Origin of the sequence: Coleofasciculus sp. B1-GNL1-01, assembly GCF_040220235.1 — a bacterium.
Classification (GTDB): Bacteria; Cyanobacteriota; Cyanobacteriia; order Cyanobacteriales; family Coleofasciculaceae; genus Coleofasciculus.
The window spans coordinates 1-14,715 of record NZ_JAVJTO010000052.1 but is presented as its reverse complement, the minus strand read 5'-3'; the positions used below and the strand labels follow the sequence as shown (position 1 = coordinate 14,715).

At 45.5% G+C, this 14,715-nt stretch carries 12 protein-coding genes; 5 read left to right on the top strand and 7 right to left on the bottom strand.

What is annotated here, in order from left to right; genetic code table 11:
* The first annotated feature begins 122 nt into the window (after positions 1-122).
* Positions 123-1,481 carry an alanine/glycine:cation symporter family protein gene (locus RID53_RS13275; protein WP_446388552.1) on the top strand — a complete coding sequence of 453 codons (1,359 nt, stop codon included), beginning with the start codon at positions 123-125 and terminating at the stop codon, positions 1,479-1,481.
* A gap of 331 nt (positions 1,482-1,812) precedes the next feature.
* Here RID53_RS13275 and RID53_RS13270 read toward each other — a convergent pair whose 3' ends face one another.
* Both RID53_RS13270 and RID53_RS13265 read right to left on the bottom strand, forming a co-directional pair.
* The gene (locus RID53_RS13270; protein ID WP_446388551.1) at positions 1,813-2,346 is read right to left on the bottom strand and encodes a hypothetical protein; all 534 of its coding nucleotides are present in this window, start codon (positions 2,344-2,346) and stop codon (positions 1,813-1,815) included.
* An 855-nt stretch (positions 2,347-3,201) separates the two neighbouring features.
* Positions 3,202-3,969: a ChaB family protein gene (locus RID53_RS13265; RefSeq protein ID WP_446388550.1), complete on the bottom strand. Its 768-nt coding sequence runs from the start codon at positions 3,967-3,969 to the stop codon at positions 3,202-3,204.
* 264 nt (positions 3,970-4,233) lie between these two features.
* Here RID53_RS13265 and RID53_RS13260 point away from each other — a divergent pair, with 264 nt between their 5' ends.
* Entirely contained in the window at positions 4,234-4,893 is a 660-nt protein-coding gene (locus tag RID53_RS13260) for a TraX family protein (RefSeq protein WP_446388549.1), read from the top strand.
* 422 nt (positions 4,894-5,315) lie between these two features.
* On the opposite strand, the gene RID53_RS13255 is transcribed toward RID53_RS13260, so the two are convergent.
* The 5 genes from RID53_RS13255 to RID53_RS13235 form a co-directional block, all read right to left on the bottom strand.
* Entirely contained in the window at positions 5,316-5,858 is a 543-nt protein-coding gene (locus tag RID53_RS13255; protein ID WP_446388548.1) for a 1,2-dihydroxy-3-keto-5-methylthiopentene dioxygenase, read from the bottom strand.
* A gap of 144 nt (positions 5,859-6,002) precedes the next feature.
* Complete coding sequence (locus tag RID53_RS13250; RefSeq protein WP_446388547.1) at positions 6,003-7,667, bottom strand: tetratricopeptide repeat protein; 1,665 nt, start codon at positions 7,665-7,667, stop codon at positions 6,003-6,005.
* 285 nt (positions 7,668-7,952) lie between these two features.
* Positions 7,953-9,278 carry an ATP-binding protein gene (locus RID53_RS13245; protein WP_446388546.1) on the bottom strand — a complete coding sequence of 442 codons (1,326 nt, stop codon included), beginning with the start codon at positions 9,276-9,278 and terminating at the stop codon, positions 7,953-7,955.
* Between the two features lie 45 nt (positions 9,279-9,323).
* Positions 9,324-10,091: a tRNA(His) guanylyltransferase Thg1 family protein gene (locus RID53_RS13240; protein ID WP_446388545.1), complete on the bottom strand. Its 768-nt coding sequence runs from the start codon at positions 10,089-10,091 to the stop codon at positions 9,324-9,326.
* Positions 10,092-10,207: 116 nt separating this feature from the next.
* Entirely contained in the window at positions 10,208-12,025 is a 1,818-nt protein-coding gene (locus RID53_RS13235; protein WP_446388544.1) for a serine/threonine protein kinase, read from the bottom strand.
* A gap of 462 nt (positions 12,026-12,487) precedes the next feature.
* Between RID53_RS13235 and RID53_RS13230 the strand changes: the two genes are divergently transcribed.
* The 3 genes from RID53_RS13230 to RID53_RS13220 all read left to right on the top strand — a co-directional run bounded on the left by RID53_RS13230 (position 12,488) and on the right by RID53_RS13220 (position 14,559).
* Complete coding sequence (locus tag RID53_RS13230; protein WP_446388543.1) at positions 12,488-13,144, top strand: DUF6391 domain-containing protein; 657 nt, start codon at positions 12,488-12,490, stop codon at positions 13,142-13,144.
* 310 nt (positions 13,145-13,454) lie between these two features.
* Positions 13,455-13,673 (top strand): photosystem I reaction center subunit IV, encoded by a 219-nt coding sequence (locus RID53_RS13225; protein WP_446388542.1) that lies wholly within the window; start codon positions 13,455-13,457, stop codon positions 13,671-13,673.
* A 22-nt stretch (positions 13,674-13,695) separates the two neighbouring features.
* Positions 13,696-14,559, top strand: coding sequence for a DNA-formamidopyrimidine glycosylase (locus RID53_RS13220; RefSeq protein WP_446388541.1), 864 nt, complete (start codon positions 13,696-13,698; stop codon positions 14,557-14,559).
* Positions 14,560-14,715: the final 156 nt, after the last annotated feature.

The following is a 14,715-nucleotide window of genomic DNA, read 5'->3' as shown; positions in this document are numbered from 1 at the left end:
AGGGAGATAGGGAGATAGGCAGAAAAAGAAAGTTCCATAGACCGCAAAGCAGTTGAAGAAGCACCGGATGCACTGTAAGACTTATAAGGGCATACCATTGTATCCTGAGTGAGCAGACCACAGTGCAGTTTTTGACCCTAGGTATTTTTTCGATCAGTGTCCTTTGGCTGATTAGCGGTGCAATTTTCTTCACCCTGCGGATGAAATTTATTAACATCCGGGGGTTTTGGCATGCGATTGAGGTGTTACGGGGAAAGTACGATGATCCGACTGAAGCTGGGGAGGTGTCTCATTTTCAAGCCCTGGCAACGGCGCTTTCGGCTACCGTGGGATTGGGTAATATTGCCGGAGTCGCGATCGCAATCAGTTTAGGGGGTCCGGGTGCGACGGTGTGGATGACGCTGGGGGGACTGTTTGGGATGACAAGTAAGTTTGTTGAATGTACCCTGGGTCAGAAATATCGCGTGATTAAACCCGATGGTACCGTGGCTGGGGGTCCAATGTACTATTTGTCGGCGGGTTTGGCGGAAATGGGACATCAGAATTTGGGGAAGGTGTTAGCCGTTATCTTCTCTATTCTGGGTATTGGCGGTGCATTTGGCGGCGCAAGTATGTTTCAGGCGAACCAATCGTATGCAGCGATCACCACCGTTGTACCCTGGTTTGTGGGGCGCAGTTGGCTTTATGGCTTAATTCTGATTAGTTTAGTCGGTTTAGTTATTATTGGTGGGATTAAACGGATTGGTCAAGTGGCGGGTGCGATTGTCCCGGCGATGTGTGTGATTTACTTTGTGGCGGCGCTGTGGATTCTGGTGACGAATTTTATGGATATTCCCGCCGCGATGCTGACGATTCTTAACGGCGCATTATCTCCAGAGGCGGTGGAGGGGGGAGTGTTTGGCGTGATGATTCAGGGATTAAGGCGTTCGGCATTTTCTAATGAAGCGGGAGTGGGTTCAGCCGCGATCGCCCATTCTGCGGCTAGAAGCCAAGAACCTGTCCGGGAGGGGATTGTCGCCCTCTTGGAACCGTTTATTGATACGGTGGTGATCTGTAATATGACAGCGTTGGTGATTGTGATTACAGGCGTCTATCGCAATCCCGAATTTGCCCAACTCAGTGGCGCGGAAGTCACCTCAGCCGCCTTTGGGACAGCGATTTCCTGGTTTCCTCTGCTGCTAGCGATCGCGATTTTCTTTTTTGCTTTCTCGACGATGATTTCCTGGAGTTATTACGGCGAACGCTGTTGGGATTATTTGTTTGGACAGAATAATTTAATTCTCTATAAGGTGTTGTTTATCCTGGCGGTTTTTACGGGGGCGGTTTTAAGTTCCGGTGTGGTGATTAATTTTAGCGATGGGATGTTAATCGCTATGTCGTTTCCCAATTTACTCGGCGCTTATTTTTTATCGGGTCAAGTTGCTGGGGATTTAGATAAATATATGCGGCGATTAAATAAAGGATTAGTTACGGCGCAATAAGTGTTGATTGTTCATGGTTTATTGTTCTTAAAAACAAGGGCGGGTTTTGTTTTTAAGTTATTGGTGAAGGCTCTCCCGTACATAAGGTGATAAATTTTCCGGCTACCAACCTAAGGCGGGACAAGATGAAGAAAAAAGTTGAGGAGGGGTTGCGGACAATGTTCGCGTTATATCATCGCGAACAAACATCCCAGAAAGAAAGCTGGCGCATCCATCAAGATCGAGAAAGTATAAAATTGTTGATGAGATCGGCTTTTTCTGCCCCTTTAGCCTATCTTGAGTGACCCAAGCCTAGCATCATCTAAACTTGGTCTTTGGGATAGCTGATCAACTAACTGTTGTGTCGGATATTGTTTTCTTGGCTTTCATGGAACAAGTCAGCAATACTGGGGCATCCTAAATCGCTGAGAGCCAGCTTGACTATCGCTTTAGCTCGGTCGCTAACTAAATATTTGACCTTCATGCCCAAGTCTTGTAAGATTTTTTGAGCCGAAAGCTGCCAAGTCCTGTATTGGCGATTTTCGGTTAACTCTTCAACCATTATATAGCCGGAAGGTAAATCTAGCATCACCAGAACAACTTGGTCAAAAAACTTTTCATCGGCAGCGGCACAAATCTCAACTTGCCGACCCGATTGTACAGATTGAGATTGAACATGTAATTGATACTCAATAATTTTTTCTTCTAGGCGGGTTCTTAATCGGCGTAAAGCACTTGGAGATACAGCAATATGTTTTTGAAGACGCAGCAAATGAAAAAATTCCGACAATCTCTCACAACCGATGCCCCCTTCAAGACTAAAGACAAACACCGCCGCAAATACTAATAGACGCAACCATTGCTGTCCAGCTTCAGTTTCCCACAATTGAGATTCCGGATGTTGATTCCTTCTTTTAATTCTATGATACAATCGATGCACGCTACTAATCGAACAGTTGAGTAGCAGCCGCCAGACTCCAACATCTCGGAGCTGCCGGAAGCGCTGCCCATGTTAATGGGGTTATCCAGGTCGTCAGAAGAGTTCAAATCGATGAATTAACCAAAGCCATTGATTCTTTAAAAGACAGTTGGTCAGACTTATATCCAGACACTAAGTAGTCTTCGCCAACCCAAAAACCAACAACAACACTTATCGTAAGCATTGGGGTAGCCCATTGGTGAGACCGGGGTATTTGTTCGCGATGATATAACGCGAACATTGTCCGCAACCCCCCTCCGCTTTTTTCTTCATCTTGTCCCGCCTTAGGTTGGTAGCCTCAAAGGTTATCATTAAGAAAAAATCAGCAAAAAAGACTTATACTTACTTAACAGTTAAATAACTAATTAGTCCATCGGTTATTTTTCTCCGACTTATTCAGCAAGCCCTAAGTAGGGCTTGCTGCATAAGTGTGTAAGGTAGACAAGATTTGGGTTTCCAGCCATTTTTCGACCCAACAAGTGCAAGGTTTTTACACTATAACCGTCTTGCATCCTGGAATTTTCGCCGACAACAGCACCAAATTTTACCTCGACAGAGGGTTAAAACCATTGCCCATTGCCCATTGCCTATTCCCTATTGCCTCTCCCCACCACAAGACTTATTCAGCAGCCCCTACTTAGGGCTTGCTGCACTGTTCCCTGTTCCCTCTCCTCACCACTTATTCAGCAGATCCTACTTAAGCTTATTGGTTGGGTTGCCTAACTGAATAAAAGGCTAAGGTTCCCTTACTACAAACCCAATTTAAGCGGTCACTTTTTGCTTAGACCAGACGCCATTTTCATCTTCTTCATACTGCTGATGAATGGTTTCCCATGCGGCTTGTTCTGCCTGGATCGGGTCTTGATTCTCATCGTACACGCTATTGTAGCGCTCGATAAATGTTTTCTGAGCCGCTTCAGACAGATGCGATCGCACTTCGGGAGATAAATCGCTGGGATCACTGCATTTACCGGGACAGGGACGAGGTAGGGTCATATCGCTGGTATGGATTTCTTCCCCACCTGCATTTTGCATTAAGAGTTGGTATTCGCCAGATTTTCCGGCGGGAACTTCTACCATCACCAGAAATTCACCCGCTTGCAGTCGGGTTTGGTAAATTGCTGCTTTTTCTTCTGACATTCCTAACGCCGCCAGCACCGAGACTAAACCTGCACCAGCACCACCTGCTAACGCACCACTGGCTGCACCTAAGAGTACAGCACTCAGGGGACCGGCTGACACCACAGGACCGACAAAGGGAATGAATAAAACACCTACCCCGGTCAACAGACTTAAGAAGGAACCAAATAACGATCCAAAAATTGCCCCGGTTCTGAGTCCGCCTAAAATAACATCTTTTTTACTGATAAATCCAGCAATTCGGCTTTGAGATTGAAAATTCTTACCCATCACCGAGATATGATCTGAGGGAACGTCGCGATCGACCAGGCGTCGGACTACGGTATCGACTTGATCTTGCTCCTTAAATACCGCAGAAATCGTGCGTTCGGCTCTATAATCATCAGCCATGTAAACCCTCCTATGTGTTTTCCTAATTGGTTTTGCTAAACTACAAGGTTAGGGAATCTACCCCGCCTCTTTCATCGTTCTTAGGGTGGATCATGGCAGAAGAAAATCCACGGCGATTAAAATCGCTACTACACAAACCAAGTCCGCCTACGTGGACTGAATTATAACGGGGGTGGGGAACCCGGATTTAGTATTAAGCTGAGGTGCATTTGAATTAGGTATTACCCGTTCCCTGTTTCCTGTTCCCTGTTCCCTTTAATAAAATTGCTGAATTCATTTCACCTTAAATTAATCGCCTGTCTGCTGATGCTAATCGATCATCTGGGACGGGTATTTTTCCCAGAAGCAACGATTATGGTTGCACTCGGACGCTTGAGCTTTCCTCTATTTGCTTGGCTAGCGGCACAAGGGGAAAACTATACCTCAAATATTTGGAACTATGTCTTTAGGTTAATCCTACTGGGAGTTATTTCGCAACCGATTTATTCTCATGTTTATTCCTTAATTTTCTCAGCAACGCCTCCCCTGAATATTTTGTTCGTGCTGGCGGCTGGCGTGACCACGATTCGACTCTCGAAGCAGGTTAATAACGGTCTGCTGAAGGGGGCGATCGTTTTATTGTTTACCACGATTGCCATAGTCGCTCGTTTCGAGGCAGGATTTTTTACATTGCCACTGGTTTATATAATGTCACAGTTTCATCCCGGACAGTTGAATTTTAAATGGTGGCTGGTTTATATAGTTCCGCATATCCTTTATGTCGCCCTTGGGGGGAGTGTTGTTGAATTGGCTGGAATTATTGCGCCCGTATTTATTTACCTCCATAATGGGGAAGCAGGAATAAAAACGCGATGGTTTTACTTGTTTTATCCGGTTCATCTGGGCGTAATAGCTGGAATTAAATGGTTTTTAACGATGTATTGAATTGATTAAGACGAATGATGGGTTTTGTTGTTCAGTTATGGATAACAAGTCGTGTTAGTTCCTAAACCATTGGTGTCAACTTAAGCGGAAAAGTTTTTCCCTGTCAGAGTTTGAATCTCGTTGACTTAATCTTAACCCCCCTTAATCCCCCCTTGCTAAGGGGGGAAATGTTCCCTCCCCTTGGCAAGGGGAGGGTTAGGGAGGGGTCAGCTCAAGGTATTGCTTTCTTTTTGTAGCTTAAGTTGACACAGATGTTTCTAAACCCGCCCCTACAGGCGTGACACGGCTAAAATTGTGGGTTCATTTTTATGATGGAATCGGGCGCACGTCGGGAAAGGGCGCACGTCAGTGCGCCCCTACGGTTTCCGGATGGAATTTTAATCCATAAAATTAGGTGTGTCATGTCCCTACCGGGGCTAAATTTACGCCTCAAAATCAATTTTTGTCCCCGTATATTCCGGAACCCAACCCTCTGTCGTTGTGAAATAGCGCACCGCTTTCACCCGTCGAGATGGCGTTAAATGAAACCAATGTTCTGTATTCGCCGGGACATTAATATATTCTTCCGGCTGCACCGTTAATTCAACTTGAGAACCATCGGGACGCACAAAACCAAACACCCCTTCACCTGCGACAATGTAGCGCACTTCGTCATCGGTGTGGTAATGACAACGGTCAAATTTTGATAGCATTGTGTCCAGATTAGGGACATCGGGATGCAGCACAATTAAATCGCGAGACTGATAACCTGCGGTTTGTTTCAGGTGTTCAAAATAGTTATCTAACGCTTGTAGGATTTGTTCCTTTTCTTCATCAGTTAAAGAGTCTTGCGCCAACAGGCGGCGAATCTCTGGATTATCGCCAACTGACCAATGATTGAGTTTGACATTCAGGGCGGCTAATTCCTGGGTAATGTCGTTGAGTTGGGTGTAGGTTGTTCCGTCTTGAAGTTGTAAGATTGCCATAACGTAGTTCTCCTTGTTCGTTCGTAGTCGGGGCTTTAGCCCTTGATCCGATGATGTTTCTGTGCCTAAGTTTAATCTATCAAATTCAGGACTTACGCAGGGCAAAGGTGCGTTACGCTTCGCTAACGCACCCTACGGATAACGTTAATCGGTGTCATCTTGAATCAACGCTTGAAATCGCGGATCTTGACGAATGTTATCCAATTCAGCATCTGTTTTTGCCATCTCTCGGTATTTATCAGGATTTAGCGTGATGGCTTGTTGTAGGTTTTCTAAGGCTAGGTCAATTTGGTTTTGCAATGCCAAATAGCAAGCTTTGTTGTAAAATGCATTAGCGGAATCTGGTTTAATTTCTAGGGCTTTATTACAGGAAATTATGGCTTCTTCCAATTGTCCTAACTTAGACAGGGCAAAACCTCGGTTGTACCAGGCTTGATGGTCATCAGGTTTAAATTGTAAGGCTTTATCAAAGCTAGCGATCGCTTCCTCTAATCTTCCTAACTTAGATAGGATATTAACCCAGTTTTTCCAGGCTTGATGGTCATCAGGTTTAAATTGTAAGGCATGATCGTAGCTAGCGATCGCTTCCACAAATCTTCCTAACTTCCTCAGGGCAATACTCCGGTTATCCCAGGCTTGATGTAAATCAGGTTTAAATTGTAAGGCTTGATCGTAGCTAGTGATCGCTTCCGCAAATCTTCCTAAATTAAATAGGGCAATACCCTGGTTGTTCCAGGCTTGATAGTCATCGGGTTTAAATTGTAAGGCTTGATCGTAGCTAGTGATCGCTTCCGCAAATCTTCCTAACTTAGATAGGACATTACCCCGGTTTTTCCATACTTGATGGTAATCAGGTTTAAATTGTAAGGCATGATCGTAGCTAGCGATTGCTTCCTCAAATTTTCCTAACTTAGATAGGACAATACCCCGGTTGAACCAGGCTTCATGTTTATCAGGTTTAAATTGTAAGGCTTGATCGTAGCTAGCGATCGCTTCCTCAAATTTTCCTAACTCATCTAGGGCATTACCCCGGTTGTTCCAGGCGTTGTCAGAATCAGGTTTAAATTGTATGGCATTATCGTAGCTAGCGATCGCTTCCTCAAATTGTCCTAACTTTTTTAGGACAATACCCCGGTAGTTCCAGGCGCTGTAAGAATCAGGGGCAATGTCTAAAGCTTTGTCCCAGCAAACAATTGCATCAACTAAATCCCCAGCTTCATATTGCTGATTGCCTTGCTTCAACCAAAACTCATCTTCCCCTTGAGATAATTCTGCTAAAGCCAACTCGCCTTGACTCTCTAATTTAAATAAGCCAGAACGCCAGTCAAAGAAGTCGGGGGCGCGGCGGTTGAAATAGGTGAGGGCAAATTTGGGTAAGAGAAAAACGAAACAGATATTAAAATGGTCGCGGAATGATTCTCGCTGTAGGTTCAGATGACCTAATAAACGTGGCACAGAAAACAATGAATAGTTGTGGCGTTCTGTATTATCTTTGATTGCCTTTTCATAGTCATAAATCGAATGTTCTAACCCTTGGATAAATAAGATATCGATACTATCCCGATTCTGTAATTTGGCAATTTCGGTATAGAGATTCTCAATCGGTTCGGTGAGACGTAAAACCTGGATGCTTTTTTGCGGTAAATCCTGCTTGACATCCTTAATTAATTTCTCGCCTTTGGCGGGAGTACAATCAACAAATAGCAAACCAAATCCTTCTGTCCAACTCAAAGAACGCCGCAGGGCTTCATATTCGTCCTCGGCGTCGCCCTTATCGTCTTCATCCCATTCGGTCAGGTTTCGGATCATTGCTGTGATGCTGATGTATTCTGTTCAGAAACCGTAGGGGCGCACCGACGTGCGCCCTAATCCTAACACCGACGTGCGCTCGGTTTAGTTGTCAAGTTTATGCCTCTATTTTACCAATATATCAGGTGGGCATTGCCCACCCTACTGGCTGACTTTGGTCTCCCCCTTTTTAAGGGGGACGGAAGGGGGATCTGGGGGCTAGGGTTGCAAGGTTAAATTAATACAGATGAATGTCTGCTCTGCAATACGATGATAGGCTAAGGTTCCCTTACTACAAACTACAAACTACAACAGTTGATTCAATGCGGATTGAAAACGCTCAATCCCATAAATTAAGGGATGGACATCATGCCACACTTTAATTTCTCCGCCTTCATCTAAATATCGATATTCTAAAATACAGCGATTAAATAACAGTTTGCGATATTCATCTTGATTTGGCATCTGTTTGGTTTTGGCAACCTGTGCCAACATCATCCATTCCGGTTCATTCACCGCTGTGCGATAGGTTTCCCGTAACTCCGTAATTGCCCGACGCACGGCTTTTTTTGCGATGGGTAAACGAGGACTGCGTTGTAAACTGGTTTTCATTAATAGCATCAAGTTTCGCACATGACCGCCACTAATTAAACAGAGTTGTTCGACGGTATTGGTATCCTCAAATACTTGTTCTAGGGTTAAATCCTGGACACTATGACGAATGCGTTTATCAATTAATTCCTTTAACTTATCAATTCCTTTGGTATAGGGTTCGCCTGTGGGTTGGCGTACCATGATCATCGGTAAAACTTGGGCTTTACTGTACCGATCTTCTAACACAGTGCCTCGATCGGAATACACCATGGAAATCGGCACAGTATAAATGGTGTGACAGTTTAATTTACTCAGTTGTTCACAACGGTCAATAAAAATCTCATCATGATTACTGCGTTTCCCATTGGGTTCATATATCGGCACAATCCGATCCAAGTTATCGGCAATTACGACTAATTCAGAACAACCCCAAGGTAAATTGTGTTTGGCATCAGTGATAAACTCATTTAATGCCTCAATCAAGGATACCGTATTCGCATCCACCTGTTCGCGAATCTTTTGCCGGGTACTGGGAACGGCTCTTAAATTGGCAGTTAATTTGGCAAACTGTAACATCTGAGTTTCCAGGTTCAAACTCTCAAATGTCACCTCAGTTAGCGCCAACTCTTTTAACGAATCCCAGCGATATTTCAGCCAATTTAATAACGGGTCAGGTTTAGCATTATCTTTCAACGCTTCTAATAACCGCCGCGTACACGCCAGTAAAATATCCGTATATTGGGCATCTTCTGGGTCAATATCCTCATCATCGGCGGCAAAGTACACGACATAATACTTCTGCTCTTCTAAGTCAGCTTTCAGCCGCAGTAATTCCGTTGATTTTCCCGCCCCGCGATGTCCCGCATAGAGATTACAAGTGACTCTATCTGATAATAAAATCGATCGCCCTAATTCAATTAAAATATCACAATCGCCCCGCACTTCTTCACAATCTACGTAAGTTGGATCACCGGGGGGTAAGGGGCGAAAGGGGTCAAAGGCATTAAAAATTCGTTTTAATATCTGGAAATCGTTCATGGTTGGTCATTTGTCTTATGTCATTGATGCCGTTCGTCTAACTTATCACGGATTAATTTGCTTCAACACATCGCGAATAAATTGACTATATTGGTCTTTCATCGGCAGATTTAACTCCTGTCGAATCCGTTTTCTGGTGGCTTGGGTTGTCTCACCTGTCAGGGGATTCAATCCGGGCTTTTGGTAGGATTCCCAATACAATCCTACCCCTCGTTTATGCCAGTTGGGTAGATGATTAAAATTAATCCCATGTTGGAATAATAATTCATTCTTATCCGCCACCGATAACCGTTCTAACTGGGATGTGGCTTGTCGGGCAGTTTTGCCATCATTCCGCAAACACCAATAACTATGAGAGTTTAAGGCATTTCTGTGGGCATCTTCTTGTCGCCAACGGAAATAATCAACCACTATTTCAATTGTCGGTAATTGAGAAATGCGACAATCAAAACATGCCACTGTCCCCAATATCAATGAAAATTTCGCACTGGCTTCTCCAGCTAATACGGAGTTCAGCTTGCGTAATTTGCGATTAAAGGCAGACTCAGCACCATCAAAAAGCAGTGATATTTCGTCACTTTGAGTATACCCATAGATAACCTTTAACCCACAATTCATCAGATGTTCTACGGTGAGAATCATCGCATCTCGAAACCGTTGATCAAAGGGGGCTTTAAATGGATGCACGTCTCGCGTTAATCGAGTAAACCCGCGCCCATCTAACCGTGCTATCATATATAATCCCGGCAAAACGCAGTGATCATGGGCTGTTTCATAAACCCGCATTTTGGCATCCAGTTCATCGAATTTCATTGGTATTTTAATAGGAATATGTCAAGACGTGCGTTTGTAGCGTCTGGGAGTAATAGTTCCCCTTCTCCCCTCGGTGGGAGAAGGGGTTAGGGGATGAGGGGGAAGTGACAAAAGGATTACGGTTTAATTAAATTCCGCTCAAATTTCCGATAACGGGCAATCCGTTTCGCCCGATCTAATGGGGGATATAAAATTAACGTAGCTAAAGGAAAACCTGTGCCTAAAATTGCCCCCAAAACCATCCCATTAACTACCCCTAACTTTAAAGCCATTCCTAAACTAATTCCCAAGGCGGCGGATAAGACAGAAACCCCAAACGCCAACCCTTGACTAAACCCCCGTTGTACACAACTTTGAGCCACACCTTCCCCTTCAAACGCCGCCATAAATACCACTGCATCCACCGCTGCAAATGCCGCAATTGCCATATCTGTCGCCCGGAATTGAGCGCCAAATCGAGCCACAACTATCGCTGCGACACCTGCGAAAAAAACAGCCGCTACGGTATCTAACGCTTTCACCTTAACCCCAAACCGCGATCGCACCTTCGCCATCCCCTGACTAATCCACCCCGACGTAATCGCCGCCACAAGTCCCAATCCCGCCACTAACACCGAAATGAAAATCGCGATCGCAACACCAACTGTGCCACTATGACGTACAATACCATCCCATGCCATTGTTTCCACCCAGGTTGCAGCAGCGGCAAAGAAAATCAGTAGTCCAACTGAAAAATAGGGCAATTTCTTCGCCGGAATCGGTACGGGGGCTGTCTTCACGTTTAGGGTTAAGCTTTGGGTTTCTGGATGGGAATTACTATGAATTAATATCTCCCGTTCATAAAGCTTATTCGCCATCAGCTTGCGCGTATCTACGGTGATTTTGCACAGCACTTGATTGCTGACAAAATGAGTTTGCTCAAAGTAAATCCATTCATGGAAATCAGGGGTATGGGGCGGATCACTCAAATGAGGAGCGATTTGCCAACGGCTTTCTAATACCGTATCGGGAACGGAGTTCGTCAAAATAACCTTTTTGGTTATCTTTTCCCCCAATTTTTTCGCCGTAAACTCCAAACACGGGACATTGAGATTTACCTCTGGCACTCGAATCACATAAATCGGATTCAGCGCTTCTAACGCCGTTGCCGCATCCAGAAAACGGTCTTTTGGTTTCAGTTCCACCAGAGTTTGCAGCCATTCAATCCACCGCAAACTCAACCGAGGAACCCGATGTTTAAAATTAATCCGATAGTCTTCATCAATTAACTGACTAATATCAGTTGAAGCAATACCCGTAAGCAAACAAATCAGCGTTGCGCCTAAGCCATACAGATCCGAGGCTTCACTCACTTGTTGATTAAACAGCAGTTCCGGCGCGATGAACCCAATTGTTCCCTTCGCCACACTACTCATGGCAATTTCACTCCCGCCAATATGCGCCAAGCCAAAATCAACCAGGTAGACATTCAACTCATCATCAACTAGGATATTTTCCGGTTTAATATCCCGATGACTAATTGGCGGAATGCGATTTTGTAAATAAACGAGAATATTGAGTAAGGAAACTGCAATTTGCTTAATCTCAGCCGGATCAAAACTACGCCGCACGGCTAAAGACGCGGCTTTTTTATAATCCTGGACTAAACAAAACCCCGTTTCAGTTTGAAATGAATCCAAATAACGGGGAATTCCTGGATGATTCAAGCCACGTAACACTTGAATTTCCCGTTCGATGGCGTCATAATCTGACCAATGTGCCTCACTTTGGGCAAACTGAAACTGTTTAATCACAACAGGTTCTTTCAGCGTTCCCTCTGACGTCAGGGGCGGAATTGGCACCGCTAGGTAGGTGACTCTCCCACCGGCGCGATTATGACCTAATTCTCGAACAACCCTGAAACCGTGGCTGGATAAGTCTGGAAAATTACTCATGAGGTAAGTCAAACGTCAAACGTTAGCTAGAGACGTGCCATGGCACATCTGTCAAATTCAGATCTCCCTCTTCCCTTATAGATCCCCCTTGCCTTTCTCTTCAAAAGGTGAAAGCTAAAGAAGGGTTCGTTGTTGTTTGACAGGGAAGCCAGAGGAGGCTTCGCTTTTTGACACAGGGAAGCCAGATGTTGCTTATGCTTTTTATTCTCCGGGAACTAGGGGGGATCAGTCTTATCCAAGCAGTATTGACACCAATTTTTGTTATAGGCACGAATAAGATGTACGGTGTCTAGATGCTTACCTGGTATTGTATCGCGTCGTTATGGGAGCAGAGGGAGCAATGTAGAGACGTGCCATGGCACGTCTGGGAGCTGGGGGAGCAATGGTACATTTTTCCTGACTTCTCCAATAACCAACGCTACAGTGAAAAGAATATCGGCGAGTTTGAGAGTACATCCTGCTATGACTTATACGACTTCTGCTCAGACGTGGGATTTTAACGTTCCTACACCCTATCCCAGTCAAGATACAGACTTACTCAAGCAACTGCCTTTTGTACCAGGGTTAAAAGAACTGTTAATGTTGCGTCAGGTTCATGCTCTTGAACATGCAACGGTTTGGGTTCTGGCTGATTTAGCCAATGCCAACTATACGTCACGCCCTAGTCGCAGTCCTGCGGGTACAGCTACCACCGTGCATGAGATGGATAATGATACTTTAGGGGGTTTATCCACTGATCAAGGATTTTACCTGTATGGTGAGGTGAATTTATCGGACTTGAGACGTGCGGTTCCTCTGGCATTGAATCGTCTCACCCAAGGGGAATGGAATTTAGCGGTACATCCTCGTTGCGGTACAAATCTCTCCGTTGGCATGATGTTAACGGCTGGATTCGCCCTAGGCGCTCATCTTCTCCTACCCCGTGGTCCGATTGAGCAACTGATTGGTTTAGGTCTAGCCACCGCTACAGCCACCCAACTTACCCCTGACATTGGTATCTTGGCTCAACGCTACCTCACCACGGCGATTCCTTTTAATCTGGCTGTTGAGGATATTAGCGATACCTCCGATATCTGGGGACGACCTGCTTATTTCGTACAGGTGCGATGGCGGGATTAGGCTCAAAAGGGTGTGGGGTGTAGGGTATGGGGTGTAGGGTATGGGGTGTGGGGAAACAGAAGCAGGTCATATAAACTTCCCCAGCTTCCCCAGCTTCCCCCGCTTCCCCAGCTTCCCCAGCTTCCCCAGCTTCCCCCGCTTCCCCATCTCCCCCAGCTTTCGCCCCCCATCATCTGCCCTATCCCCCTCTATATCTGGAAACAAGGGGTTTCTTAACCCATCTTTGTAATAAAACTTAAAATAAATAGTAAGCAGACACCCCTCATCCAGTAGTACGCTGTAAAACTAGATTCGTAAGGGAAAAACCGATATGGCAGAAGAAGTAACACGCGGCGCAAAAGTTCGGATTAAACGCAAAGAATCCTATTGGTATAACGATGTCGGAACGGTAGCAACCGTAGACAAGAGCGGCATTATCTATCCTGTCATCGTCCGTTTCGATAAAGTCAACTATTCCGGCATCAATACCAATAACTTTGCGGAAAGCGAACTGGTAGTCGTGGCACCAGGGAAGAAGAAGAAGAAGTAACGGAACGGAATCACCCGAAGCCGTGCCTGAATTGCCGGAAGTGGAAACAATTCGTCTGGGTCTCAAGCAAATTACTTGTACCCAGGCTATTCAGGGTGGGGATGTGTTGCTCCCGCGCACCATCGCCTACCCTGTTTCTGTGGCGGCGTTTTGGCAGGGTGTGAAGCAGACGAGAATTAGCGATTGGCATCGACGGGGTAAATATCTACTTGCCCAACTTAGCCACTCTGAGGATGGGGATGCTGGCTGGTTAGGGGTACATTTGCGGATGAGTGGGCAACTCTTATGGATTCAGCAAACGGAACCCTTACAGAAGCATACGCGAGTGCGCTTGTTTTTTCCTCAAGGACAGGAATTGCGCTTTGTGGATCAACGCACTTTTGGTCGGATGTGGTGGGTGCCGCCTGGGGAAGAATGTGACAGCATTATCACGGGATTGCAAAATTTAGGACCTGAACCCTTCTCAGATGCCTTCTCCCCAGAGTATTTGACTCAGAAGCTGAAAAAATCTCAGCGTTCCATTAAAACCGCCCTCCTCGACCAATCCCTGGTTGCAGGTGTGGGGAATATCTACGCTGATGAAGCCTTATTCGTGAGTGGGATTCATCCTCAAACCGTTTGCGCCCGATTAAGTGTAGACCAAATTGAACGGCTGCACCAAGGGATTATTCAAGTCTTAAAAGCGGGGATTGAGGCGGGTGGTACAACCTTCAGCAGCTTCCTCAATGTCCAGGGCGTCAATGGCAATTACAGTGGAGTCGCTTGGGTCTATGGTCGCACAGGACAGCCTTGTCGCGTCTGTGAGACCCCAATTGAGCGGATTAAGTTGTCCGGGCGTTCATCTCATTTTTGCCCGCGCTGTCAGTCACCAACGACCAAGGCGTAAGGTTTCAGTTCCGGTTTGACACTCTGCGCTCTTTCATAGACGCAGATTCTAGCATCGCTAAGACCAAAGCCTTAAACGAATGGGTGCTGTCAAGGCACCTCTAGTAACTTCACTCAGATCTAAACTGAGTTTTGCCTTTACTTTGCGAAGAATATT

Bases quoted from the DNA above. Each gene is read 5' to 3' on its own strand.
- RID53_RS13230 (WP_446388543.1), top strand. From the start codon at position 12,488: ATGACTTATACGACTTCTGCTCAGACGTGGGATTTTAACGTTCCTACA.
- RID53_RS13250 (WP_446388547.1), bottom strand. From the start codon at position 7,667: ATGATCCGAAACCTGACCGAATGGGATGAAGACGATAAGGGCGACGCC.
- RID53_RS13265 (WP_446388550.1), bottom strand. From the start codon at position 3,969: ATGGCTGATGATTATAGAGCCGAACGCACGATTTCTGCGGTATTTAAG.
- RID53_RS13225 (WP_446388542.1), top strand. From the start codon at position 13,455: ATGGCAGAAGAAGTAACACGCGGCGCAAAAGTTCGGATTAAACGCAAA.
- RID53_RS13240 (WP_446388545.1), bottom strand. From the start codon at position 10,091: ATGAAATTCGATGAACTGGATGCCAAAATGCGGGTTTATGAAACAGCC.
- RID53_RS13245 (WP_446388546.1), bottom strand. From the start codon at position 9,278: ATGAACGATTTCCAGATATTAAAACGAATTTTTAATGCCTTTGACCCC.
- RID53_RS13255 (WP_446388548.1), bottom strand. From the start codon at position 5,858: ATGGCAATCTTACAACTTCAAGACGGAACAACCTACACCCAACTCAAC.
- RID53_RS13235 (WP_446388544.1), bottom strand. From the start codon at position 12,025: ATGAGTAATTTTCCAGACTTATCCAGCCACGGTTTCAGGGTTGTTCGA.